This window comes from Streptomyces sp. NPDC005004 (assembly GCF_053600675.1).
In genome coordinates, this window is the sequence record NZ_JBSGAH010000020.1 from 43,918 (window position 1) to 67,914 (window position 23,997).

General features: G+C 70.7%; 18 protein-coding genes and 1 pseudogene. 10 read left to right on the forward strand and 9 right to left on the reverse strand.

All coding sequences use genetic code 11. The features are described from left to right. Nucleotides 1-143: 143 nt before the first annotated feature. The 3 genes from ACWEEU_RS25165 to ACWEEU_RS25175 form a co-directional block, all read right to left on the reverse strand. The gene (locus tag ACWEEU_RS25165; RefSeq protein WP_385749544.1) at nucleotides 144-848 is read right to left on the reverse strand and encodes a hypothetical protein; all 705 of its coding nucleotides are present in this window, start codon (nucleotides 846-848) and stop codon (nucleotides 144-146) included. After that, the gene (locus ACWEEU_RS25170) at nucleotides 845-2,818 is read right to left on the reverse strand and encodes a hypothetical protein (RefSeq protein WP_451735078.1); all 1,974 of its coding nucleotides are present in this window, start codon (nucleotides 2,816-2,818) and stop codon (nucleotides 845-847) included. The genes ACWEEU_RS25165 and ACWEEU_RS25170 overlap by 4 nt, the downstream gene beginning before the upstream one ends. Nucleotides 2,819-3,033: 215 nt before the next feature. Next, nucleotides 3,034-3,246, reverse strand: a complete 213-nt coding sequence (locus ACWEEU_RS25175) for a hypothetical protein (RefSeq protein WP_199586905.1) — start codon at nucleotides 3,244-3,246, stop codon at nucleotides 3,034-3,036. 897 nt (nucleotides 3,247-4,143) lie between these two features. Between ACWEEU_RS25175 and ACWEEU_RS25180 the strand changes: the two genes are divergently transcribed. After that, nucleotides 4,144-4,467: a hypothetical protein gene (locus ACWEEU_RS25180; protein ID WP_385749548.1), complete on the forward strand. Its 324-nt coding sequence runs from the start codon at nucleotides 4,144-4,146 to the stop codon at nucleotides 4,465-4,467. Between the two features lie 103 nt (nucleotides 4,468-4,570). On the opposite strand, the gene ACWEEU_RS25185 is transcribed toward ACWEEU_RS25180, so the two are convergent. Together ACWEEU_RS25185 and ACWEEU_RS25190 are read right to left on the reverse strand one after the other, a co-directional pair. Continuing rightward, nucleotides 4,571-4,834, reverse strand: coding sequence for a hypothetical protein (locus ACWEEU_RS25185; RefSeq protein ID WP_385748622.1), 264 nt, complete (start codon nucleotides 4,832-4,834; stop codon nucleotides 4,571-4,573). A gap of 156 nt (nucleotides 4,835-4,990) precedes the next feature. Beyond that, on the reverse strand, nucleotides 4,991-5,662 hold the full coding sequence (locus ACWEEU_RS25190) for a GntR family transcriptional regulator (protein WP_451735081.1): 672 nt from the start codon (nucleotides 5,660-5,662) through the stop codon (nucleotides 4,991-4,993). Between the two features lie 145 nt (nucleotides 5,663-5,807). Here ACWEEU_RS25190 and ACWEEU_RS25195 point away from each other — a divergent pair, with 145 nt between their 5' ends. Together ACWEEU_RS25195 and ACWEEU_RS25200 are read left to right on the forward strand one after the other, a co-directional pair. Continuing rightward, entirely contained in the window at nucleotides 5,808-7,265 is a 1,458-nt protein-coding gene (locus ACWEEU_RS25195) for an NCS1 family nucleobase:cation symporter-1 (protein WP_451735083.1), read from the forward strand. Between the two features lie 5 nt (nucleotides 7,266-7,270). Continuing rightward, nucleotides 7,271-7,974, forward strand: a pseudogene (locus ACWEEU_RS25200) (aspartate/glutamate racemase family protein). Nucleotides 7,975-8,005: 31 nt separating this feature from the next. Here the strand turns inward: ACWEEU_RS25200 and ACWEEU_RS25205 are convergent. Together ACWEEU_RS25205 and ACWEEU_RS25210 are read right to left on the reverse strand one after the other, a co-directional pair. Further along, on the reverse strand, nucleotides 8,006-9,565 hold the full coding sequence (locus ACWEEU_RS25205) for an AMP-binding protein (protein ID WP_451735085.1): 1,560 nt from the start codon (nucleotides 9,563-9,565) through the stop codon (nucleotides 8,006-8,008). 532 nt (nucleotides 9,566-10,097) lie between these two features. Continuing rightward, nucleotides 10,098-10,649: a hypothetical protein gene (locus tag ACWEEU_RS25210; protein WP_451735087.1), complete on the reverse strand. Its 552-nt coding sequence runs from the start codon at nucleotides 10,647-10,649 to the stop codon at nucleotides 10,098-10,100. Nucleotides 10,650-10,841: 192 nt separating this feature from the next. Here ACWEEU_RS25210 and ACWEEU_RS25215 point away from each other — a divergent pair, with 192 nt between their 5' ends. Then, nucleotides 10,842-11,315: a hypothetical protein gene (locus tag ACWEEU_RS25215; protein WP_451735089.1), complete on the forward strand. Its 474-nt coding sequence runs from the start codon at nucleotides 10,842-10,844 to the stop codon at nucleotides 11,313-11,315. 74 nt (nucleotides 11,316-11,389) lie between these two features. On the opposite strand, the gene ACWEEU_RS25220 is transcribed toward ACWEEU_RS25215, so the two are convergent. Together ACWEEU_RS25220 and ACWEEU_RS25225 are read right to left on the reverse strand one after the other, a co-directional pair. Then, on the reverse strand, nucleotides 11,390-13,534 hold the full coding sequence (locus tag ACWEEU_RS25220) for an OmpL47-type beta-barrel domain-containing protein (RefSeq protein ID WP_451735162.1): 2,145 nt from the start codon (nucleotides 13,532-13,534) through the stop codon (nucleotides 11,390-11,392). 50 nt (nucleotides 13,535-13,584) lie between these two features. After that, nucleotides 13,585-16,062: a ThuA domain-containing protein gene (locus ACWEEU_RS25225; protein ID WP_451735090.1), complete on the reverse strand. Its 2,478-nt coding sequence runs from the start codon at nucleotides 16,060-16,062 to the stop codon at nucleotides 13,585-13,587. A gap of 289 nt (nucleotides 16,063-16,351) precedes the next feature. Between ACWEEU_RS25225 and ACWEEU_RS25230 the strand changes: the two genes are divergently transcribed. From ACWEEU_RS25230 to ACWEEU_RS25255, 6 genes are all read left to right on the forward strand, one after another. Continuing rightward, the gene (locus ACWEEU_RS25230; RefSeq protein WP_451735164.1) at nucleotides 16,352-17,323 is read left to right on the forward strand and encodes a multicopper oxidase domain-containing protein; all 972 of its coding nucleotides are present in this window, start codon (nucleotides 16,352-16,354) and stop codon (nucleotides 17,321-17,323) included. A gap of 178 nt (nucleotides 17,324-17,501) precedes the next feature. After that, complete coding sequence (locus tag ACWEEU_RS25235; RefSeq protein WP_385748638.1) at nucleotides 17,502-18,683, forward strand: ROK family protein; 1,182 nt, start codon at nucleotides 17,502-17,504, stop codon at nucleotides 18,681-18,683. Nucleotides 18,684-18,942: 259 nt separating this feature from the next. Next, on the forward strand, nucleotides 18,943-20,460 hold the full coding sequence (locus tag ACWEEU_RS25240; RefSeq protein ID WP_451735092.1) for a sugar ABC transporter ATP-binding protein: 1,518 nt from the start codon (nucleotides 18,943-18,945) through the stop codon (nucleotides 20,458-20,460). After that, complete coding sequence (locus ACWEEU_RS25245) at nucleotides 20,457-21,476, forward strand: ABC transporter permease (protein WP_385748642.1); 1,020 nt, start codon at nucleotides 20,457-20,459, stop codon at nucleotides 21,474-21,476. The genes ACWEEU_RS25240 and ACWEEU_RS25245 overlap by 4 nt, the downstream gene beginning before the upstream one ends. Nucleotides 21,477-21,572: 96 nt before the next feature. Beyond that, nucleotides 21,573-22,613 (forward strand): substrate-binding domain-containing protein, encoded by a 1,041-nt coding sequence (locus tag ACWEEU_RS25250; RefSeq protein WP_451735095.1) that lies wholly within the window; start codon nucleotides 21,573-21,575, stop codon nucleotides 22,611-22,613. A 227-nt stretch (nucleotides 22,614-22,840) separates the two neighbouring features. Further along, complete coding sequence (locus ACWEEU_RS25255; RefSeq protein WP_451735166.1) at nucleotides 22,841-23,989, forward strand: Gfo/Idh/MocA family protein; 1,149 nt, start codon at nucleotides 22,841-22,843, stop codon at nucleotides 23,987-23,989. Nucleotides 23,990-23,997: the final 8 nt, after the last annotated feature.

Consider the following 23,997-nt stretch of genomic DNA (forward strand, 5'->3'; position numbering starts at 1 on the left):
TGCCGGGCGGGCGGGGGCCGGCATCGCGTCCGCGGTCACCGGACCCCGCTCGGGGAGACACCCCTGGGCCGTGTCCGCAAAGTCCCGCCTGGCCCGCGGGCAGACGACGCCGCTCTGCGGACACGACCTGGGGCCGGCCGGGGTCAGCGGATGTGGCGGTGCATGGTCACGGTGGGCGCGAAGTCGGTGCGCGGGTCACGCGCGTCGCCCCGCGGAGCACGCGCCGTCTCGCGGTCGAGGATGACCTTGACCTGCTGCGCGAGCGCGTCCGCCCGCTCGCGGATCCGGGCGATGGGCAGCCGCGAGGTCCGCAGCGCGTCCACCTGCCGCTGGATGTCGAAGAGTTCGGACCGCGACGCCCTGCTCAGATGGAACTCGCGCGGAGTGGCCACCACGAACTGGTAGGCCGCCGACAGGGTTTCGCAGCTCGGGCAGTGCTCGTTCGACGCCCGGCTGAGGTTGGTGGCGTTGACGAGGCGGGCGTTGCTGCCCGCTGTCGTCACGATCTGGAAGGACAGCGCGACCGAACGGCACGGGGCGTCGGCCGAGCAGCCCACCGACATCGCCGTGGCACGGTTGTTGGCGGTGACGGCGACCGTGGGGCCGTACTCGTGGATGCGGAAACTCTCGTCGAAGTCGTACATGTGGGTCCTGTCGGCACGGGAGTTGGCGAGGTCCACCGCGATCGCCGCCCGGCCGGCCGCGCCGCTCGGGGCGGTGGGCGCGGTCGGGAGGGTGACGGCGGTGGCGGGAACGGTGGCGGTGGCGGCCAGCGCGGCGGTGGCCGCCACTCCGATCCCGGCCACCCGGCTCCTGAGAAGGCCGATGTGCGGCTTGCGGTGTTTCATGACTGGCTCCTGTCGTCGGGGCGGTGTCCGTCCGGCGGTCCGGTCGGGCTCGCGGGAGCGGACGTGGGCGGGTCGGTGGTCGGAGAGGGTGACACCGACGCCGAATCGGAGGGGTCCGGCTCGTCCGAGGAGGACGGCGAGGGCCCCCTGGGAGGCGCGGTCGTGGGGCGGGCCGACGCGGATACCGGCGGCTCGTCCGGTGTCGCCGTGGCGGTGACGGATGGCGCGGCCGGCCGTGCGGTACGGCGCGGGGCCACGGTCGTGCGGCGCGGGGGCGGAGGAACGGCGGAGGCACGCGCCCCCGGCCGCGACGCGGAAGGAGAAGGGGAGCCGGACGGCTCGGGCGTGGGTTGCGGGGTCCGGTGTGTGGGCGGGCCCGGTTGGAGGGCGGGGGTGACCGGCGCCGCCGCCGGGAGCGGTCGCGGGGTGATCCCCTGCCACCACGCGAACGTGAGACCGAGGACGCCCGCGCACACCGCGGCCGTCAGGAGCAGCCGCTTCGCGGGCCGGTCCCGGGTCGCCCGGAGCGCGGCACGCGCCAGACGGACACCGATCCGGCAGGCCAGATAGATGCCGCCGGCCAGCGGGCACAGCAGCATCAGCGTGCCGACGACCCCCACGACCCCGGCGCCCGGACGGCCGTCGGCGAAGGCGGCGTACGTGCCCGCGCACTGGTGGGCGAGACTGCGCAGCGCGGTGGTCAGCAGCCGGGGCAGGTTCCACAGGACGTACGCCGTCTCGGCGGCGAGCACCGGGATCACCGCCAGGACCCAGGCGGTGACCGTGACCCGGGCGGGGCGGTTGAGATCGTGTGCCCCGGCGCCCGTGCGACGGCGGCGGCCCGGCACCATGTCCAGCAGGACCGGCTTGATCCTGCCGAACAGGTCCGGCACGCCCGCGAGGTCCCCGAGGATGTAGTAGCCGTCCAGCCGGACGACCGGCATCAGTTGCTCGAGGACCTCGAAGTGGGTGAGGTAGAGGGCGGCGAGAAAGACGGGCTGCCCGGTCAGGGCGTAGCCGGCCGCCAGCCCCAGCATGAACACGGCGTTGAAGTACACCCCGCCCAGGCCGGTGCGCAGCCGCCCGGCACGGCCCGCCCGGTACACGTCGGTCACGTCCGTGTACATCGACGGCCAGATCAGGAAGATGCCGCAGCCGATCTTCCCCGGCTCCGCCCCGCTGTAGCGGCAGGCGGAGGCGTGCCCGAACTCGTGGAAGAGCAGCGAGGCCACGGTGAGCACGAACAGCGTGATCATCCACACCGGCTGTTCCAGTACCCGCAGCAGCGGGGTGATGGCACCGTGGACGGCGAACAGCCAGACGTCGATCGCGGCCACCCCGGCCAGCACCAGCACCACCACCGGCGGCCAGTGCAACCACGCCAACGCCGAAGCGATCCGGGCTACTTGCCCCTCGCGGAAGATCACGCGGTGACCGCGCAGCGCCAGCATCAGATCGGAGCGCGGAAGCTTCGCCTCCTGCACCTCGCCGGGCCCGGGGAGCGTGACCCCGAGTGGAGTGAGCCGCCGCTCCACCAGATACATGACGTTCTGCGCGGTGACCTCGGCGCCGTAGCGGCCGCTGACCCGGTGGGAGACGGCCTCGGCGGTGCGGACACCGTCGACCGAGCCGACGACCAGGTACAAAAGCCGGGACAGCATCAGCATCTGGCCGTCCGCCCGCCGCACCATGTACTTGCGCTCCGTGAACCCCGATCCCCGGTACTCACCGAGCAGTTCGAGACCCGGGCTGGGGTGGGGGACGTGGAGGGCGGCGAGGTCGGGATCGGGCATGGGCTCCGCCGTCGGGAGCGTCACGGTCGGGGCCGGCCGCTCCGCCACGAGCCCCTCGCCGCGGGAGCCCTGCTCGTCGCCCTGGTTCTCGCCCCGGTCCTGGACCAGGTCCGGGCCGGGACGGGGCGCGGGTACCCGCACCCTGCCCATGAGCGGGTCGTCTCCGGACGGCGTCATGGTGGTCTCCACTGCGGGGGAAAGTCGAGGGGCGCGTGATCCGTTGCTCCGCGCCCGGGGGCGATGCCCGAACGGTTCTCCTCCGGGGCCGCCCCGGTGGGCAGGCGCGAAGGAGAACCGTTTACGCGGGGCAGCGCCCCTGCTGTCGAGCAGCACTCGGAAGGGCGGTGCGAGGGCGGGCCGGGCAGATCCGTTTCCTCGCACCGCCCGGCTTGTTACTGGTTGACGCTGATGCCCTGAGCGGCCGAGGACTGGGCCACGGCGAGCGGCGAGTACTGGTTCACCGCGGCGGACTCGTTGTGGGCGTCGATGGTCGCGACCTTCTTGGTCACGCTCGTCAGCTTGGTGAGGTTGAAGGAGAACCGGCCCAGCGCCTCGCGGGACGGAAGCAGTTCGGCGGTCTCGGCCTCGAGCTGGTCGATGTTCATCTGGATACACCTTTCATCGTTGAACGGATGTGTATGCGAAAGGAGTTGGCCCAGTGGGGACGCATCGGCATCCCCGCCTGTCCTGTCGCGCCGCCTCCCGGCGCCCGCCGCCCGACCGGTCCGCCCAGGGGGTAGTGGGCGAGCCGGCGGACAGCGGCGGACGAACCGGGACGCGGCCCTGCCTCCCCCGCGACCGGGCCATAAGGTGCCCGGCCGCGGGGGCCTGAACGGCGAATCTGCGAGAAGGGAACGCGCAGAAATGCAGCCAACTCGCCGTCCAGAGTCTCTGGACGTTTCGTCCGGAGGCGTCGGACAGTACCGAAAGGGATCTGACAGTGCAAATCCTCTATATCGGACATAGTTTCAAAGTAGACACTCTGTTCCCTTCGATGGTGGAGGCTCCGTGGGCGGACCCCGCCGGCACTCCCGCCGACATCTCCGCCACGCCGACGCGGCGCCGTTCGGGAACCACCCGATTCGCCGGTGAGGTACGAGGGGTGACGGGCCATCGGACAACGGTGAACGCACCTCGGAAAACAAAGGGCGATATCTGCGCGGACCTCTCCGCGTGACCATTCACTTTCTCGATCCGATACTTCACGAAACTCGGGGTGATGAAGTGATCCAATTCTCCTGGGGATTCGCCGCTGGCCGACCCCGTGGAAGTGGCCGGGTCATTCCCGGATTCACCTGCTCGGACGCTGTGTGTCGAGTGGACGGGGGAGTCCGGGGAATCGGCCCGAACCCGCCGCTGAGCTGCTCATTTCACGCCCAGGCTAAAGGTTCTCGCGAAAAGAAGGTCCCCACGCGACTTGCGAAGAACGAAAGAAAGGTGAGGTAGCGTCAGCCGCATCAACAGGGCCGAACCCGAAACCCTGATGTCCGAAAGGAATTTAGGTGAAGACCTTCGCTAAGGCGGTGGCCGGAGCAGTCTTGACGGCCGGCGTTGTCGTGGTCCCGCTCTCGACGCAGGCGGCCGCAGCTCCCCTCTCCGCCGCTTCGACCCCGGTGGCGTCGGCGTACCGCACGCTGCCCGCGCAGCACCACGACCACTGGCGGAACGACGACTACCGCCACGGCCGTTACTACTACAGCGGCCGTGACTGCCGCCGGTACGACGACTGGCGCCGCTACGACGACTGGGGCCGTCACTGCGACCACCGCGACGGCTGGGACCGATACGACAACTACCGGGACTGCTTCCCGCGCTGGCGCCGGTAACCCGGAGAAGGCCCGCGCCGCCCGCAGCCGGAGACTCCGGCTGCGGGCGGCGCCGTCATGCGGGAGAACGCCTTCGCTCGCGTACACGCGGCAGGCTCAATCCTCAGTCGACCCGCACCTCGAAGACGGACAGGACGTTACCGTCCGCCGCCACGAACCTGTCGGGAACTCCCGTGTCCCATCCCGACGTCACTTTCTCGAACACGCGGAATTCCGCCGCGTCCAGAACGGCGCGGGCCGCGTTGACCAGATCCGTACGGTGTGATCCGGAAGCCGCCGGAAACGGCTGTCCCGAGATCAACACCACCGGCTCACCAGTACTGCCGCGGACCACCGCCGTCACCGAAGCTCCGTGCACGAACAGCACGAGCAACCCCTCTCGCCGGAACGGAAATTCCCGAACCATCGATCCCGGCAACGCAAGAGAATAGCCAACAGGTGGCCGGAAACAGAGCAAACGGCGCAACAGGCCCCCGATAAAACACACAAGCGATTCCGCTTGTGTCCGTAGGCGGCACCGTACTCAGGACTGCGGGGCGGCGTCCTCCCCGAAGAGGTGCCGCACGGTCGAGCGGTGGGTGGCGCGGACGTGAGCCAGGGCGTGCGCGCGGGCGCGTTCCGGGTCGCCGGATGCGATCGATTCGTACAACTCCCGGTGCTCCAAAAGAAGTTCGGACCACTTCGTGTTCCGGCGGGTGAGCCAGCGCAGCCGGCCGTCGACCGGTTCCATGACCGAGACGAGCAGGGTGTTGCCCGCCGTGGCCAGAATGCGGTCATGGAAGCGGGTGTTGACGTCCGTGATCGCCTCGGCGTCGCCCTCCGCCGTCGAGGTCGTGGCCTCGTCGAGCAGCTCCCGCAGCTCCTTGAGGTCCCCGCTCGTGGCCCGCGAGGCGGCCAGCCCGGCCGCGTACACCTCCAACGCCTCGCGCAGTTCGAAGAGTTCACGGACGCCCTCGGGAGTGAGGCGGCGTACGACGCTGCGGCGCGCCGACTCGAAGAGGACGAAGCCCTCGGAGACCAGGGCGCGGATCGCCTCGCGCACCGGGACCCGCGAGACCCCGAACCGCTCCGCCAACTCCCGCTCCACCAGCCGGTCGCCGGGGCCGAGACGTCCGGCGATGATGTCTTCGCGCAGGGTCGCCAGCACACGCTCGCGCACCGTGCCGAGGGGGCCGGCCTTCGCCGTGGGGCTCATGAGGTCATCTTCCTTGCCGGGTACTGCTTTTACGGAGCCGTAACGGCCGCGCAATCCCTCCGAACGACCGGCGACGGGACCATGACGGCCTGTTTGGTATACCAAATGATCGCCGCCCTCCGTCCCCCCGGTCCATGGAGGCCCCGTGTCCCTCGCAGACCGCGCCGAAGCCGCCGGTGCCCTGGCGTACACCCCCGATCCCCGCCTGACCAACGAAGACCTCGCCCCCGCCGGGCAGCGCAACTGGAAGGTCTTCGACCTCTTCGCCCTGTGGATGTCCGACGTCCACAACCTCGGCAACTACACCTTCGCCGCCGGTCTGCTGGTGCTCGGCATGAACGTCTGGCAGGTCTTCACCTCCCTGCTGGTGGGCTTCGTGCTCATCTTCGTCGGGATGAACCGGATGGGCCGGATCGGCCAGCGCCACGGGGTGCCGTTCCCGGTGGTCAGCCGGATCGCCTTCGGTGTGTGGGGCGCGAACATACCGGCCCTCATCAGGGCGGTGATCGCCATCATGTGGTACGGCATCCAGACGTATCTGGCGTCCGTCGCCGTCGACGTGATGCTGCTGGCGGCGTGGCCGGACCTGGAGTCGCTGACGCACCGCTCCCTTCTCGGGCTCGACGCGCTGGGCTGGATCTCGTTCCTCGCCCTCTGGGTGATCCAGGCGCTGATCATCAGCCGGGGCATGGAGTCCGTGCGCAGGTTCCAGGACTTCTGCGGCCCGGCGATCTGGCTGGTGATGATCGCGCTGGCGGTGTGGGTGCTGGCGAAGGCCCACTGGAGCATCTCGCTGACCACCACCCCGCACCCCGTGTCCACCGGGGAGCAGTGGCGGCAGTGGTTCGGCGCCGTCGGCCTGATCCTCGCGACCTACGGCACCCTGATGCTCAACTTCTGCGACTTCTCCCGCTTCGCACCCGACTACCGCACCGTCCGGCGCGGCAACTTCTGGGGTCTGCCGGTGAATTCGACCGCGTTCGTGGTCGTGTCCGTGATCGTCACGGCCGGTTCGCTGAAGGTGTTCGGCAAGGCCGTCACGGACCCCGCCGAACTGGTCGCGAAGGTCGGCAACACCTGGGTCCTGGTGGCCGCCGCGCTGACCTTCGCCGTCGCCACCATGGGCGTCAACATCGTCGCCAACTTCGTCTCCCCGGCCTACGACCTGGCCAACGTCTGGCCGCAGCGCATCACCTTCAGGACCGGCGGCATGATCAGCACCGTCGCCGCACTGGTCGTCACGCCCTGGAACCTCTTCTCCGACCCCACCGTGGTCAACTACTTCCTCGGCGGCCTCGGCGCGTTCCTCGGCCCGCTGTTCGGCGTCATCATGGTCGACTACTACGCCGTGAAGAAGGGCCGGGTGGACGTCGACGCCCTCTTCGACGCGGGCCCTGGCTCCCCGTACCACTACCGCAAGGGCGTCAACCCAAAGGCCCTGTACGCCTTCCTGCCCTCCGCGGCGGTGGCGGCGGTACTCGCGCTGGTGAAGTCCTTCGACACCGTCGCCCCGTACTCGTGGTTCGTCGGCGCGGCGATGGGCGCGGGGCTGTACGCCCTGCTGTGCCGGGGCGAACGCACCGCGAGCGCGGTGGAGGTCTGAGGGGAGTGCGGGTCGTCGTCACCAACTGCAACACCACCGCGGTCATGACGGAGGAGATCGTGGGCGCGGCCCGAGCCGTGGCAGCTCCGGGTACGACGGTGACCGGGCTGACCCCCGCCTGGGGGCCGGAGTCGGCGGAAGGCTGGCTCGACAGCCACCTCTCCGCGGCCGCGGTCCTGGACACGCTGCGCACGTACGACGGTCCGTCCTACGACGCGGTGGTCATGGCCGGCTTCGGCGAACACGGGCGCGAAGGCGTAAGGTCGTGGACATCACGGAGGCCGCCGCCCACCTCGCCTGCCTGCTCGGCCGGCGCTACGCCGTGGTGACCACCCTCGACCGGTCGCGCGGCCAGATCGAGGACAGTCTGGAGACGGCGGGAGTGGCCCGCAACTGCGCGGCGGTGATCGGAACCGGACTCGGCGTCCTGGACCTGACCGACGACCCGGAACGCACCGAGGCCGCGCTTCTGGCCGCCGCCGAACGGGCCGTTCGGGCGGGAGCGGAGGTACTGGTCCTGGGCTGCGCCGGAATGGCGGGACTACGGCGGGAGTTGGGCGACCGGCTCGGTCTGCCGGTGGTCGACGGTGTCGCGGCGGCGGTGAAGCTGGCGGAGTCGCTCGTCGCGCTGCGGCTGACGACGAGCCGGGTGGGGAGTTACGCCAAGCCCCTCGCCAAGCGGCGGACATGGGGCCGCCCCGCGCCGTGACGGCGCGGGGCGGTTCGGACTGGCCCGGGCGTCAGACCGTGGAGGCGGCGGCGAGGCGGCGCAGCTCCTTCTTGTCCGGCTTGCCCACGTCGGTCAGGGGCAGTTCGGACGGGAAGGTGATGCGGGCGGGCTCGTACATCGCGCCGCGCGTCGCGCGGACCATCGCGCGCAGCTCGTCGGCGCCGGTGGTGGAGCCGGGGGCGAGCAGCACGGCGGCGTGGACCTGCTCCATGCGGTCCTCGTCGCGGACGCCGAACACCGCGCTCTGCCGGACGTCGGGGTGGCTGTTGAGCAGGTCCTCCAGCTCGGTGGTGTACACATGGCCGCCCACGACGACGATCATGTCCTTGATGCGGTCCACGACGGTGAGGTAGCCCTCGTCGTCGCGGAAGCCGATGTCACCGGTGTGCAGCCAGCCGTCCTTCAGGACCTCGGCGGTCAGCTCGGGCTGCTTCCAGTAGCCCTCCATCGCCATGGCGGAACGGACGCAGATCTCGCCGTGTTCGCCGTGGGGCAGCACCTTGCCGTTCTCGTCGCGGATCTCCACCTCGACGCCGGGCAGGATCCGCCCGGCCGTACGCAGTCGCTCGGGGCGGTCCGGGTCGTGGTCGGCGGGGGAGAGGATGCTGATGATGCCGGCCTCGTTCTGGCCGTAGCCCTGCATCAGCACCGGACCCAGGCGCCGTACCGCCTCGGCGATCCGGGTGGGCGACGCCTGGCAGCCGCCGTACACCACCTGGCGGAGCGACGATGTGTCGGTGCGCTCCATGTGGGGGTGGTCCAGGAGCTGGTACAGCAGGGGAGGCAGCAGCCACATGTGGGTGATGCGCTCGCGCTCGATGGTGCCGAGCACCTCGCCGGGCGCGAAGTCGTCCAGCAGGACCACGGTGCCGCCGGTCTCCAGCACCCCGTCGGCCAGCATTCCGGCAGCGTGCGCGATGGTCGTGACGATGAGCTGGCAGGGCGGCGTGCCACCGTCGTCGTCCGGCCGGGCGGCACGCTGTTCCCGCACCTGCCGGTAGGTGGTGCATATCCCCTTGGGATGGCCGGTGGTGCCGCCGGTGTGCCGGATGGCGCAGATGTCGTCGGGCTCGGCCCGGCTGGGGAAGGGCTCGGGGGACTGGAGGGCGGCCAGGGCGAGCAGGTCCTGGGTGTCGGGCGCGTCCTGATCGGGGCCGGCAGGGCCGAGGGTGAGGACGGACTTCACGTCGACGGCCTCGACGATCTCCTCCGCCCGCCGCGTCATCCGGGGGTCGACGACCAGAGCCCGGGTCTCCACGTCCCGCACGATGGCGGCCTGCACGTCCGCCGCGAGCTTGTTGTACAGGTGATTGACCTGCGCGCCGATCAGATTCGCGGCGTACCGCAGCGCGATCGCCTCGGGCAGGTTGCCGCTGAGCAGGGTGACCGTCTGTCCCCGCTCGATTCCCTGCGCCTGAAGCGCCCACGCCATCCGGTGCACGAGGTCGTGGAACTCCCCGGCACCGATACGGCGATCACCGTGCACGAGCGCTTCCCGGCCGGGTTCGTCCCGCAGACCCTCGAGGATGTCTTCCACATGGCTGCGGAAGCGGGGGGAGACGTCGGACATCTGCTGGACCTCCTGAACCGGCCCGCCGCCTCGGCGCGCCGGTCTCCATAACTGTTCTGTGTGGGGGGAATGGTGGCCCTGACCTGCGGAAAGGTTGCCCAGGCCAACCAAGATCGACTTTATGCCGAGGGGGTGGGGGCTGGCCAACTCGGTGGGGGTCCGGCGTCGGTATTCGGCCCGGTGAGGAGAGGGGAGAACGCGTCACGAGGCCGCGCGTCAACGGCTGTTCGTGACCTGTGGCAGGGGCGGGGAGCGGTTCGAGTGTCCGGAATCATGCGATGCGGTCGGGCCGGGCTCCGGGGGCGGAGGTCTGTCGAAGGACGAGGACGAGTACGCGCACGCCCGAAGGCTGGGTCTCATCACCGGCACCGATCACCGCGCCGTCGACACGGCACGTGCCGAGGTCCTGGCCATGGCGGGGGAGCGGCGGGGCCGTTGGGGGACGGGGGGCGTGGTCGATGCGGCGGTGGGAGGGGGCCTGGCCGACTCCGCGCCTGCCACGGTGAACGGAGGAGGGTCAACGAAAGCGCGCTTAGGCGGAGTCGAAGTCTCCGTGAGGCAGGGACCGGGCGAAGTCGGCGAGTGTGTGGAAGTCGTCCTCCCGCAGGCCGATCCGCGGGTTGACGTGGTGCAGGAGACCGGGGCCCTGGTGGTGGGCGGTCACATACGTCTGGTCCAGCCCGCTCTGCTCGTCGTCCACCCAGGCGAAAGGACGGCCGTCGGCGTAGTCCACCAGCGGTCCGGTCTTCCAGTGGACTCCGTCAGGGCGCTCGCGCAGCAGGAAGTCGCCGAAGTCCACGAAGGGAAGTTCCGGAAGGCCGAGGACCGGTGCGATCCACCGGTTCGCGTCGGCCGTCCACGAGGTGGCCCAGCACAGCTCGAAGCCGAGCCGGAGCAGGATTCGTCCATGCTCTGGGTTGAGCCAGACCCGCAGGGGCCGTCGGGGCGAGAGGCCTCTGCCGTCCTGATGGGCGTCCCTCCGGGGGACCCTGAGCGTGGTGTAACCGTCGGGACGCCTCTCCGGCTTGGCCGCGTAGGGGTTGAGCGGCCCGTCCACGTCGAGGAACAGCAGTGGTCGGTTCACGTTTCCCCCGCTGGTTCTTCTGGAGTGCGGGTGGCACCCGCGATGACGGCGGTCGTCAGTATCCGGTCGAAGGTGATCAGGATAGGGGCTGAGTCACTGGAGTCCGGGCCCGGGCGGGAACCGGGCGCCGGGGCTGACACGACGCCGCTCCTCCTCGCCCCGGCTCGTAGACTCCGGGGGCGAGGAGGAGCGGTGGAGATCACGGTGCAGTGGGTCAAGACGTCCTGGACGAAGGAGTCTCGGGGCGGGGATGCCGCTGCCGTCAGGAACGCGGTGCCTGTCGGGTTCCCCGTGCCGGAACTTCCGCCCAGGCACGCCCACTTCGTGCGGATGTCCGAGCGCGACGGGTTCGAGCCGCGCTCGGGGGAGGCGCCGCTTCGCGAGGTCGGCGTCAGCCTGCGGAACGAGGGCGACCGGCTTCGGGTGCTCGCGAGGGTGGAGCCGATGTTCGGGGTGCCCCCTCGCCATCGCAGACCACCGGCGGTGCGGCTGCTGCCCGGCCAGTGGGTCCGGTGGCAGCTCAACTACCGGTTCAGCAGTGCCCTGGGGATCAGGGGCTGGTCCTACTGGCTCGACACGTTCAACATCGCCTACGGACCCGTCGACCCGGACGTCTTCCTGTCCGAGCCGACCGTGCTGGTCGACGAGCGGGGACCGGTTCGGTAGAGGGGGCAGCGGTGAGCCCCCACCGCGCCACCGGTGAGGGCCCAAGTGCGACGACCGGATGCCGGTCGGTCCCGCTACAACTCCTTGATCCGGACGTCCCGGTAAGAGATCACGTCCGACGTGCTGTGCACCTGCAGTCCGATGTAGCCCGTCGCGTAGCGCCGCCCGTCCGTACCCGGGTCACCGTCGCGTGGTGGGGTGAACACCTGGCCGCCGACGTTGTCGAACTCGTTGATGACGACGCCGTTGCGCAGGATCGTGAAGTGCTGGCCCTCCGCGCGGATCTCGTAGTCGTTCCAGGTGCCCTTCGGGGTGACGCCCGCGCCGCCGAGGCCCACACGGTCGAAGCCGTAGACCGAGCCGGTCTTGTACATGTCGCCGGTCGGGCTGTCGAGGATCTGGATCTCGTGGCCGTAGTTGATGGCGACCCACTCGGGGCGGGACTCCTCGGGATGGTCGTGGACGTTGGGGAAGCGGACGAAGACGCCGCCGTTGGCGTTGCCCGTGCCCGGCGCGTCGTCGCGGAAGCGGAGCTTCAGCGAGAAGTCGCCGTACTTGCGCTCCGGGAACCACAACATGCCCATGCCCTGCACGGTCGTGCTGCTGGTGAGGGCGCCGTCGCCGGTGAGGGTGAACTGCCCGCCGCCGACCTGTTCCCACTTGGCCAGGGACGCCTCCGTGCCGTCGAACAGGTCGCGGTACCCCGTCGTCCGACCGGGCTTGCCGATCTTCGACTGCTTGGCGGCCTTGGTGATCTTGTTGAACTCGCGCTGGTCGATGACGTTGTCCGCCAGGAGCCCGTCGAGCACGCCGTCGACGTGCTTGAGGAACAGCGCCTGCGACGACCAGTCCTTCTCGTCCTCGATCAGCTCGTTGATCGTGCACCGACTGCGGGTCATCCGGTTCGGCACGCCCGAGTCGACGGTGCCGACGATGACGGTCAGCCGCTCGTCGTACTCGGGGCAGGCCGGCGCGGGGACGCCCCCGCCCTGCGCGACCGTGAAGGTGACGCTCTTGGCGGCGGAGGTGTTGCCCGCCTTGTCCGTCGCCCGGTACGCCACCGTGTGGAACCCGAGCCGGTCCACGGCCACAGGCGCCGAGTACTCCAGATACGCGCCCCCGTCGAGCGAGTACTCGACACGGGCCACCCCGGAGGCGGAGTCCGAGGCGTTGACGGTGACCTTGGCGCTCGTGACGTACGCCCCGTTGGAGTTCCTGGTCCCGCTCAGCGTCGCCGAGGTCTCGGGCGCCGTCGTGTCCTGCGCGGGCGGGGCCACGACGGTGAAGGTCAGGGACTTCGCGGCCGCCGCGTTGCCCGCCTTGTCGGTGGCCCGGTAGCGCACGGTGTGCGTACCCACCTCGTGCACCATCACCGGCGCGGTGTACGGCTGCCAGGCACCGTCCGAACCGAGCGCGTACTCGATGGTGTTGACGCCGGACCCGGTGTCCGAGGCGGTCACGGTGACCGTCGCCATCGTGAGGTAGTTCCCGTCGGCGTCCTTCTCGCCGCTCACCGTCGCCGAGGTCTCCGGCGCCGTCGTGTCGTCCGTCGGCGGGGCGACCACGCTGAAGGTCACGGACTTCTCTGCGGCCACGTTGCCCGCCTTGTCGGTCGCGCGGTAGCGCAGGGTGTGGGTGCCGACCTGGTCGACGACGACCGGCGCGGTGTACGCCTGCCAGGGGCCGTCCGCGCCGACCGCGTACTCGATCGACTTGACGCCGGACGCGTCGTCCGACGCGGACACGGTCACCGTGGCCGAACCGACATAGGCACCGTCGGCGTTCCTCTGCCCCTCGGCCTTGGCCGTGACCGTGGGAGCCGTGGTGTCGTCGCCGCCGGGCTCGGTCACCGTCAGGATGCCCTGCATCTGGCCGTGGCCGGGGATGCTGCAGAAGTAGCGGTAGCGCCCGGGCGTCAGCGTCACGTCCACGGTGTGCCTGCCCCCGCTGTCGTCGCCGGGGTTGGCCAGGATGTTGACCGGTACGTCGTGGTTGTACTCGGGGTCCGACACGTCGAAGGTCAGCGTGTGCGGCATCCCGATGTCGTTGCCGGTCGCGGTGCTGTTCTCGAAGACGAGGGTCGCGGGGCCGGCCACCGCCGTCGTCGGGAAGCTCGCGTACCGGTCGGTGCGGGAACTCGCCGTCCACGTCAACACCTGGGCAGCGCTCGCGCGGTCGCCGTCACGCCCGTACGCGGCCGTCGAGGTGAGCCCCAGCATCAGCAGCAGCGCGCCCAGCAGCGCGGTGTACAGGCGCAGAGGTCGATGTCTCACTGTGCCGCCTTCCTGGCCAGATCCTTCGCGGCGGGAGTGGCCGCGCCGCCGGTGTACGTCACGTGCCACAGCGCGGACTGCGAGTCGGAGGTGAAGAAGCCGCGGCCGTAGTCGAGGACGTAGAGCGAACCGTCCGGCGCGAACTTCCAGTCCATCAGGTTGCGGATGCCGCCCTGTCCGACCGGGACGATCTTCTTCAGCGACTCCGCCGTGACGGGCAGACCGCCCTTGCCGACCGTCTTGGGGTCGGTGAGCACCGCGTGGCGCGGGTTGTCCGCGTCGTAGAAGTCACCGACGAACCACTTGCCGTCCCAGTACTCCGGCCACGCCCCGGCGCCGGCCTTCGCCGCGTCGTAACGGTAGACCGGGCCGTCCATGGTGGCCTGGCCGCCGCCCTTGAGCCACGGCAGGAGGTAGGTGGCCTCCTCGTTCCTGTAGCTGGGCACACCCGCCGCGTTGCGCGGGAAGTCGGGGGCGCCTCCTTGAGGGGAGTACCAGATGGTGTTGCCGGTGACGGGCGGGAGGTTCACCAGGCCGTCGTTGTTCGGCGACTCGTTCTTCGGGGCGTCGCAGTCGTACCAGCCCAGCGGCTTGGCCGGGTCGGGCAGGTTGCGGTCGCGGTAGGGCTGCTTGTTGCCCATGCAGAACGGCCAGCCGTGGTTGCCCGCCTTGGTGATCGCGGCGAACGTGTCGTACTTCGCCGGACCCCACGTGGTGCTCGGCGCGCCCGCGTCGGGGCCGACCCAGCCCGCGTAGAGGATGTCGGTCTTCTTGTCGACGGAGATCCGCGCCGGGTTCCGTACACCCATCACGTAGATCTCGCCGCGGGTCTTCCCGCCGCCCTCGTCCTGCTCTCTGCCGGTGAAGAGGTTGCCCTCGGGCAGTGTGTACGTGCCGTCCGGCTCCGGGTGGATGCGCAGGATCTTGCCGTTGAGGTTGTGGGTGTTGCCCGCGGTGCGGCGGGCGTCGGCGAAGGAGAGACCCTTGTAGCTGGGCTGCGGGTTGTTGCCGGAGTAACCGTCGCTGTAACCGGAGGAGTTGTTGTCACCGGTCGCGATGTAGAGGTTGCCCTTGGAGTCCCAGGCCATCCCGCCGCCCGCGTGACAGCAACTGTGTACCTGTACCGGCCACTTGAGGAGGACCTTCTCAGAGGCGAGGTCGAGCCTGTCGGTGGCGCGGTCCAGCGTGAAGCGGGAGACGCGGCGTTCGGCCACCTGCTTGTCGCGGTCGAGACCGGAGTGCGGGGTGTAGTGCAGGTACACCCAGCCGTTGGACTCGAAGCCGGGGTCCAGCTCGATCCCGAGCAACCCCTCCTCGACCTTGGTGAGTTCGTCGCCGCCGCCCTTGTTCCCGAAGACGGTCAGGGCGCCCGCGAGCGTCACCTTCTTCGTCGCGGGGTCGTAGATGTGGATCTGGCCGGTGCCCTTGCCGATGTCGGGGTCGTTCCAGTCGGTGACGACGGGAGCCTCGTTCGTGCCGCCGCCCCGGCCGATGTACAGCACCCGGCCGTCGGGCGCCACGACCATCCCGTGCGGCTCGCCGATCTGGTCCTGCTGACCGGGCTGGTTCGGCCGAGTGACCCGCACCGCCGAGTAGTTGGCGTCGATGGTCGCCTTGCAGTCGGCGCGTGAGAGCCGGGTGGTCCACAGCAGCGCGCCCCGCAGATGGTCGCGGAAGTCGGTCTCCGCGAACGACTCGACCGTGCCGCCCATCGCGGTGTAGAAGGACCGGCCGCCGTCGTAGTCGCGACACCACGAGACGGGGTGGTCCGCGCCGTTGGCCCCGGCACCCGGCCGGTAGCTGCTCTCCCGGACCTTGGCGACGGTGTGCACCTTGCCGGTCGGGTTGCTCGTCCAGTTGAACCACGTGTCGGGCCGCTTCCACTCCAGCGGCAGGTCCTTCGTGGCCGGATGGCTCCGGTCGGGGACCTCGACGACGGCACGCTGCACGGCGGCCGGGCTCCCGCTCGCGGGACGGGCGCCGATCAGGCCGGTGAACCAGTCGGAGTACGGCTCCGTCCTGGCCGCGTCATGGATGCCGAGGAAGCCGCCGCCCGCCTTGAGGTAGGACTCCAGACCGGCTTCCTGTTCGGGGTCGAGGACGTCTCCGCCGCCGGTCAGGAAGACGACGGCGTTGAAGGTGCCCAGCCGCCTGTCGTCGGTGAAGACCGAGGCGTCGTCCGTGGCCACGGTCTTGAAGCGCTGTTCGGCGGGGCCGGTCAGGCCGATGGATTCGATGGCCTCGATGCCCGCGTCCACGGTCGGCGACTCCTCGGTGGCCGAGGCGTGGAAGACCAGGACTCTGACGTTCTTGCCCCCCGGCGGCGACGGCAGCGCCGACGCCTTCGGGTCCGGTAACGGCCGGGCCGTGGCGGCCGTGCCACCGCTCAGCAGGGATGCCGCCAGGGCCCCGGCCGTCAGTGCCGCGGCCGCCGCGCGCCGGGATCTCGACCGGTGATGTGGTGCGCTCTGCATGGGTCACCCACCCTCCGTGGTCTCAGCAACAGCGCCAGAAGCTAGACGGCTTTCAACGACCCGCCAATACCAACGGACGGAATCTCACCAACTTTGTCCTGAGTGTGGATAAACGAGGGTGACGGCTCTACCGTGGCCGTCCCCACGGGGAGCCAGGCCCCGCCTTCCGGATCAGGCCGGCTCGGACCGACGGCGCCCGCTGCCGGACCCCGCGACCTCGGCTTGATCCGGAACGCGGGCCCTGGCTCCCCATCCGTCTCCGCACAGCACGGGAGGGACCGGTATGGCTCTGGACAGAAGGACGTTCGGGCGACGGATGCTGGCCGGCGGCGTGGTCGCCGCGACCGGTACGGCAACGTTGTCGGTGGCCTCCGCACCCTCCGCCGCGGAACCGTCACCGCTCACGGCTCCCTCCGGCGGCCAGGTGCGCCACCTCAAGCTCTACGCCGAGAAACTGCCGGGCGGGCAGCTCGGGTACGGCCTGGAGAAGGGCAGGGCCACCGTGCCGGGTCCGCTCATCGAGCTGGTCGAGGGTGACACCCTGCACATCGAGTTCGAGAACACCACCGACGGGGACGTGAGTCTCCACGTCCACGGCGTCGACTACGACATCGCCAACGACGGCACCCGGATGACGGGCAGCCACGTCGAACCCGGCGGCACCCGCACCTACACCTGGCGCACCCACGCACCCGGCCGCCGCAAGGACGGCACCTGGCAGCCGGGCAGCGCCGGTTACTGGCACTACCACGACCACGTCGTGGGCACCGACCACGGAACGGGCGGCATCCGCAAGGGTCTGTACGGCCCGCTCGTCGTGCGCAGGAAGGGCGACATCCTGCCGGACAAGCAGTTCACGATCGTCTTCAACGACATGACGATCAACAACAAGGCAGCGGGCGAGACCCCCGACTTCGAGGCCACGGTGGGCGACCGCGTAGAGATCATCATGATCACGCACGGCGAGTACTACCACACCTTCCACATGCACGGTCACCGCTGGGCCGACAACCGCACGGGCCTGCTGACCGGGCCCGACGACCCCAGCCGTGTGATCGACAACAAGATCACCGGACCGGCCGACTCCTTCGGCTTTCAGGTCATAGCGGGCGAACACGTCGGAGCGGGCGCGTGGATGTACCACTGCCACGTACAGAGCCACTCCGACATGGGGATGGCCGGGCTGTTCCTGGTGGCGAAACCCGACGGCACCGTGCCGGGCCACTCGGGACACCACACCGCCGCGCACCACGACCACTGACGCCGCACGCGCGGCGGACGAGGGCTGCCTGGCCGACACCCCGCCTTTGTCCTGTGAGTGGAGAAAGTGGATACGAATTCCCGCGCTACTTCTTCCCACTCCCGGCGCCCGCTGCTACGTTCCACCCGAAAGAACGCGACGGACGGCCCCATCGAGGCGGGAGGGACTCGTGAGACGCATGACGGCACGACCCGCCAACGCCCACCAGGCCCGGCTGCTGCGGCTGTTGCGCGACCAGGGACCCAACTCGCGTGCGCAGTTGGGCGACCAGGTCGAGCTGTCGCGGTCCAAGCTGGCCGTGGAGGTGGACCGTCTCCTCCAGACCGAGCTGATCGTGGCCGACGGACTCGCCGCCTCGCGCGGCGGGCGCCGCTCCCACAATCTGCGGCTCGCCCCGAGCCTGCGCTTCCTCGGCATCGACATCGGCGCGACCTCGGTCGACGTCGCCGTCACCAACGCCGAGCTGGAGGTCCTTGGCCACCTCAACCAGGCCATGGACGTGCGCGAGGGCCCGGTCGCGGTCTTCGAGCACGTCCTCGCCATGGCGGCCAAGCTGAGGTCCTCCGGGCTGGCGGAAGGGTTCGACGGCGCCGGGATCGGCGTTCCGGGCCCGGTCCGTTTCCCGGAGGGGGTGCCCGTCGCTCCGCCGATCATGCCCGGCTGGGACGGCTTCCCCGTGCGGGAGGCGCTCAGCCAGGAACTCGGCTGCCCCGTCATGGTCGACAACGACGTGAATCTGATGGCGATGGGCGAGCAGCAGGCCGGGGTCGCCCGCTCCGTCGGTGATTTCCTCTGCGTCAAGATCGGCACCGGCATCGGCTGCGGCATCGTCGTCGGCGGCGAGGTGTACCGGGGAGCCACGGGCAGCGCGGGCGACATCGGGCACATCCAGGCGGTGCCCGACGGACGCCCCTGCGCCTGCGGCAACCGGGGCTGCCTGGAAGCCCACTTCAGCGGAGCGGCACTCGCCCGCGACGCGATGGAGGCGGCCGGGCAGGGACTCTCGGCGGAACTCGCCTCCCGTCTGGAGACGCACGGCACCCTGAGCGCCGTCGACATCGCCGCCGCGGCCGCCGCGGGCGACGCCGTCTCGCTCGACCTCATCCGGGAGGGCGGCACCCGCACCGGCCAGGTCATCGCCGGCCTGGTCAGCTTCTTCAACCCCGGTCTCGTGGTGATCGGCGGCGGGGTGACCGGCCTCGGCCACACCCTGCTCGCCGCGATCCGCACCCAGGTCTACCGCCAGTCGCTGCCGCTCGCGACCGGCAACCTGCCCATCGTCCTGGGCGAGTTGGGCCAGAACGCCGGAGTCATCGGCGCGGCCCGGCTCATCAGCGACCACCTGTTCTCCCCCGCGTGACCGCCCCCGTCCGGCACCGAGCCGCCGGACGGCCCGCAGGAACAGCGCCACGGACAGCACCGCCCGGAACCGCCTGAGCACCGCCCGGCACGTACCACGCAAGCGCACGTCCCCACCGCGCGAGCATCCACCGGCACGCCCGGCGCGCAGGCACCACCCGCACCGCGCACCCCCGCACCGCGCACCCCCGCGCCGCACCACCCGACCCGTCGCCGCACCGCCCTGAAACAGGCCCGCACGCCCGCCGAGGGGAACCCACATGGCATCGGAACCACCCCTGCTCAGCATGACCGGCATCACCAAGGCGTTCCCCGGCGTCCGGGCGCTCGACAGCGTCGACCTCGACGTGCAGGAGGGCGAGGTCCACTGCCTGCTCGGCCAGAACGGCGCCGGAAAGTCCACCCTCATCAAGGTCCTGGCCGGAGCCCACCAGCCCGACACCGGCGTCATCCGCTGGCGCGGCGACCCCGTCGTACTCCGCTCGCCGATGGCCGCCATGCGCCTCGGCATCGCCACCATCTACCAGGAACTCGACCTGGTGGAGCACCTCTCGGTCGCGGAGAACGTCCACCTCGGCCACGAGCCCACCACCGCCGGATTCGTCGTACGGGGCCGCACCGCACGCGCGAACACCACCGCGCTGCTGCGCCGACTCGGACACCCCGAGATCGAACCGGGGCGGCTGGTGGGGGAGTTGTCCGCCGCCCAGCAGCAGATCGTGTCCATGGCACGGGCGTTGTCCCACGACGTACGGCTCATCGTGATGGACGAACCGTCCGCCGCGCTCGACCCCGACGAGGTCGACAACCTCTTCCGCGTGGTCGCCGGGCTCACCGCCGAGGGCGTCGCCGTCGTCCACATCTCGCACCGCCTGGACGAGATCCGCCGCATCGGTGACCGGGTGACCGTGCTGAAGGACGGCCGGGCCGTGGCACGCGGGCTGCCCGCGAAGACGACTCCGACCCGCGAGGTCGTCACCCTGATGACGGGACGCGACGTCGAGTACGTCTTCCCCGACCGGCCCACCGAACTCCCTTCCGGAGAACCGGTGCTGGAGGTGCGGGGACTCTCCCGTGGCGGTGAGTTCGCGCCGTTCGACCTCGAGGTACGGCCGGGCGAGATCGTCGGTATCGCCGGGCTCGTCGGCTCCGGACGGTCCGAGATCCTGGAGACCGTCTACGGCGCCCGCAGGCCCGACACCGGTCAGGTACTGGTCGGCGGCCGGCCGGTGCGCCCCGGCAGCGTACGCGCCGCCGTGCGCGCGGGCATCGGCCTCGCGCCCGAGGAACGCAAGGCGCAGGCCCTGCTCATGCTGGAGTCCGTCACCCGCAACGTCTCGGTGTCCTCCCTCTCCCGGTTCGCGCGCGGTGGCTGGATCGACCGCAACGCCGAGCGGGGCGCCGCACGCGCCGCGACCCGCGAACTCTCCCTGCGCCCCGACAACCCCGCCGTCCCGGTACGCACCCTCTCCGGTGGCAACCAGCAGAAGGCCGTCCTCGCCCGCTGGCTGCTGCGCGGCTGCCGGGTGCTGCTGCTGGACGAGCCGACCCGGGGTGTCGACGTCGGCGCCCGCGCCGAGCTGTACGCCGTGGTGCGCGGGCTCGCCGACGAGGGTCTCGCCGTCCTGCTGGTCTCCAGCGAGGTCCCCGAGGTGCTCGGCCTCGCCGACCGCGTCCTGGTGCTGCGCGAGGGCCGCGTCGTCCACACGGCGCCCGCCCGCGAACTCGACGAGCACCGCGTCCTCGACCTCGTCATGGAAGGAAGCCCGGCGTCATGACGCAGCCCGCCTCCCCGCCCCGGTACGGCACCGGCAAGGTGCCCACCGCCGCCCCGCCCCCCGCCTGGCGCGCGCTCGCGGGCCGCGCCGACGTCCGCACCCTCTCCCTGCTCGGGGTCCTCGCCGCCCTGATCGTGATCGGCGGGGTCACCAAGCCCGACGAGTTCCTCGACACCCGCAACCTCCAACTCGTGCTCACCCAGGCGTCGGTGATCGGCGTCGTCACCGTCGGCATGACCTTCGTCATCACCTCCGGCGGCATCGACCTGTCCGTCGGCGCGATCGTCGCCCTCGCCTCGGTGTGGGCGACGACGGTGGCGACCCAGGACTTCGGGTTCGCGGGCATCCTCTTCACCGCCGTGATCGTCGGAGTGGGCTGCGGACTCGTCAACGGCCTCCTCGTCGCCTACGGCGGCATGGTCCCCTTCATCGCCACGCTCGCCATGCTGGCCTCGGCCCGCGGACTCGCCCTCCAGATCACCGGCGGGCGCACGCAGATCGTCACCGTCGACTCCGTCCTGAGCCTCGGAGAGCGCGACGCGTACGTCCTCGGCATCCCCCCGCTGGTCCTGGTCTTCGCCGTCGTCACCGTCATCGGCTGGCTGGTGCTCAACCGCACCACCTTCGGCCGCCGCACCGTCGCCGTCGGCGGCAATGCCGAAGCCGCGCGGCTCGCCGGCATCGACGTACGCCGCCAGCGCCTCTACCTCTACCTGCTGTCCGGGCTGTGCTGCGGGATCGCCGCCTTCCTGCTGATCGTCCTGTCCGGCTCCGGCCAGAACACCAACGGCAACCTCTACGAGCTGGACGCCATCGCCGCCGCGATCATCGGCGGCACGCTGCTCACCGGGGGACGCGGCACCATCACCGGCTCCGTGCTCGGCGTCCTGATCTTCACCACCATCACCGACATCTTCGCCCTCAACAACCTCCAGAGCGACGTCCAGCAGATCGCCAAGGGCGCGATCATCGTCGCCGCCGTGCTGGTGCAGCGCCGGACCGCGAACTCGGCCTGAGCACCACCGCACCCTCGACACGCGCAGAACCGAGCAGAACCGAGCAGACCGAGACACGACCCGAGACGCCCGAGCCCCGAGGAAAGGTTCACCGCCATGTCGCACCTCCCCAGTCGCAGAGGACTGCTGTTCGGGAGCGCCGCCGTCTCCGCCGGCGTCGTCCTCGCGGGGTGTACGAGCAACGAGCCCAAGGACGAGAAGACCGGCGCGAACGACCAGCCGGTCGCCGACGACAAGCCCGGCAAGCGCGTCACCATCGGCTTCGCCGGACCGCAGGCCGACCACGGCTGGCTCAACGCCATCAACGACAACGCCAAACGGCGCGCCGGGAAGTACGCGGACGTCACACTGGAGATCACCGAGGGGTCCAACGACACCGCCGCGCAGATCGGCCAGATCGAGACCCTGATCAACAAGAAGGTCGACGTGCTGGTGGTACTGCCCGCCGACGGCAAGGCCCTCACCCAGGTCGGGCTGAAGGCGATGCGCGCGGGCATCCCGGTCGTCAACCTCGACCGCGTCTTCAACAGCCCCCAGGCGTACCGCTGCTGGATCGGTGGCGACAACTACGGCATGGGCCTCAACGCCGGGCACTACATCGGCGAGAAGCTCAAGGGCAAGGCCAACGCCCGCGTGGTCGAACTGGCCGGACTCGACAACCTGGAGCTGACCCGGCAGCGCACCAAGGGCTTCGACGACGCGCTGAAGAACTACCCGAACATCAAGAAGGTCGCCCGCCAGGCCGCCGACTTCACCGTCGAGTCCGGCCAGGCCAAGATGGCTCAACTCCTCCAGGCGCAGCCGAAGTTCGACGCTCTGTGGAACCACGACGACGACCAGGGCGTGGGCGCGCTGCGCGCCATCGAGCAGGCCGGACGCGACGACTTCCTGATGGTCGGCGGCGCCGGTGCGCTCGCCGCGTTCCAGGCGATCAAGCGCGGCGACAGCGTGCTCAAGGCGACCGTCCTCTACCCGCCGACGATGGCCGCCTCCGCCATCGACCTCGCCCGCGCCCTCGGCCAGAACAAGGGCGTCGGCGGGCTCGCCGAGTTCGAGATCCCCGCCTCCATCACCCTCTACTCGGCGGTCGTGGACAAGGACAACGTCGACCAGTACATGCCCACCGGCTTCCGGTGACCGGGCCCTTGCCGCACCCGCACGGCACCACCCCGTACGAGGACGAGGAGAGGACCCACCTCATGGCACAGCCGCAGCAGTCAGCAGGGGAGCGGACCGGCGCGGACCGGGCGGCCGGGGACGAGGGCCGGCCGGCCGGGGAAGCCGATCGCCCGGCGGCACAAGAGGTTCGCCCCGCCGGGGACGGTGCCCGCCCGGCCGCCGGGAAACCGCCGCTGCGCGTCGGCATGGTCGGCTACGCCTTCATGGGCGCCGCCCACTCCCAGGGCTGGCGCACCGCGGGCCGCGTCTTCGACCTGCCCCGCCGCCCGGTCCTGTCCGTGCTCTGCGGCCGCGACGGCGCCGCCGCCCGCGCCGCCGCCGACCGGCACGGCTGGGCGGCCACCGAGACCGACTGGCGTGCCCTGATCGCCCGCGACGACATCGACCTCGTCGACATCTGCACGCCCGGCGACAGCCACGCCGAGATCGCGGTCGCCGCCCTCGCCGCGGGCAAGCACGTGCTGTGCGAGAAGCCCCTCGCGAACACCGTCGAGGAGGCGGAGGCGATGACTCGCGCGGCCGAAGAGGCTTACGAACGGGGTCAGTTGGCCATGGTCGGCTTCAACTACCGCCGTGTTCCCGCCGTCGCCCTGGCCCGGCGGATGATCGCCGAGGGGCGACTCGGCACCCTGCGGCACGTCCGCGTCTCGTACCTCCAGGACTGGCTGGTGGACCCGGAGTTCCCGCTGACCTGGCGGCTGCGCAAGGAGACGGCCGGATCGGGCGCGCTCGGTGATCTGGGCGCCCACATCGTCGACATGGCCCAATACCTGGCGGGGGAGACACTCTCCGGGGTCTCCGCCCTCACCGAGACGTTCGTGCGGCAGCGGCCCCTGCCCAGCGCACCCACGAGCGGCCTGGCGGCGGTCACCGCGGCCGGTACCGGCCAGGTCACCGTGGACGACGCCGCCGTGTTCACCGCCCGCTTCCCCTCCGGCGCCCTCGCCTCCTTCGAGGCCACCCGCTACGCCACCGGACGCAAGAACGCCCTGCGTCTCGAACTCAACGGTGGGCGCGGCTCGCTGGCCTTCGACCTGGAACGGCTCAACGAGCTGCAGTACCACGACGCCACCGAGGGCGCCGCGCACGCGGGCTTCCGCCGCATCCTCGTCACCGAGCCCGACCACCCCTATCTGGACGCCTGGTGGCCGCCGGGACACGGACTCGGCTACGAGCACACCTTCGTCCACCAGGTCCGCGACCTCGTGCACGCCATCGCCGAGGGCCGCAGGCCGGAGCCGTCCTTCGCCGACGGACTCCAGGTGCAGCGCGTCCTGGCCGCCGTCGAGGAGAGCGCGGCGAAGAACTCCGTCTACACCCCGATCGCGGTCTGAGGAGGGCC

Excerpts from the sequence above, each read along its gene's own strand:
- ACWEEU_RS25165 (WP_385749544.1), bottom strand. The coding sequence starts at position 848 with ATGAAACACCGCAAGCCGCACATCGGCCTTCTCAGGAGCCGGGTGGCC.
- ACWEEU_RS25170 (WP_451735078.1), bottom strand. The coding sequence starts at position 2,818 with ATGACGCCGTCCGGAGACGACCCGCTCATGGGCAGGGTGCGGGTACCC.
- ACWEEU_RS25175 (WP_199586905.1), bottom strand. The coding sequence starts at position 3,246 with ATGAACATCGACCAGCTCGAGGCCGAGACCGCCGAACTGCTTCCGTCC.
- ACWEEU_RS25190 (WP_451735081.1), bottom strand. The coding sequence starts at position 5,662 with ATGAGCCCCACGGCGAAGGCCGGCCCCCTCGGCACGGTGCGCGAGCGT.
- ACWEEU_RS25205 (WP_451735085.1), bottom strand. The coding sequence starts at position 9,565 with ATGTCCGACGTCTCCCCCCGCTTCCGCAGCCATGTGGAAGACATCCTC.
- ACWEEU_RS25220 (WP_451735162.1), bottom strand. The coding sequence starts at position 13,534 with ATGCTGGGGCTCACCTCGACGGCCGCGTACGGGCGTGACGGCGACCGC.
- ACWEEU_RS25225 (WP_451735090.1), bottom strand. The coding sequence starts at position 16,062 with ATGCAGAGCGCACCACATCACCGGTCGAGATCCCGGCGCGCGGCGGCC.
- ACWEEU_RS25235 (WP_385748638.1), top strand. The coding sequence starts at position 17,502 with ATGACGGCACGACCCGCCAACGCCCACCAGGCCCGGCTGCTGCGGCTG.
- ACWEEU_RS25240 (WP_451735092.1), top strand. The coding sequence starts at position 18,943 with ATGGCATCGGAACCACCCCTGCTCAGCATGACCGGCATCACCAAGGCG.
- ACWEEU_RS25245 (WP_385748642.1), top strand. The coding sequence starts at position 20,457 with ATGACGCAGCCCGCCTCCCCGCCCCGGTACGGCACCGGCAAGGTGCCC.
- ACWEEU_RS25250 (WP_451735095.1), top strand. The coding sequence starts at position 21,573 with ATGTCGCACCTCCCCAGTCGCAGAGGACTGCTGTTCGGGAGCGCCGCC.
- ACWEEU_RS25255 (WP_451735166.1), top strand. The coding sequence starts at position 22,841 with ATGGTCGGCTACGCCTTCATGGGCGCCGCCCACTCCCAGGGCTGGCGC.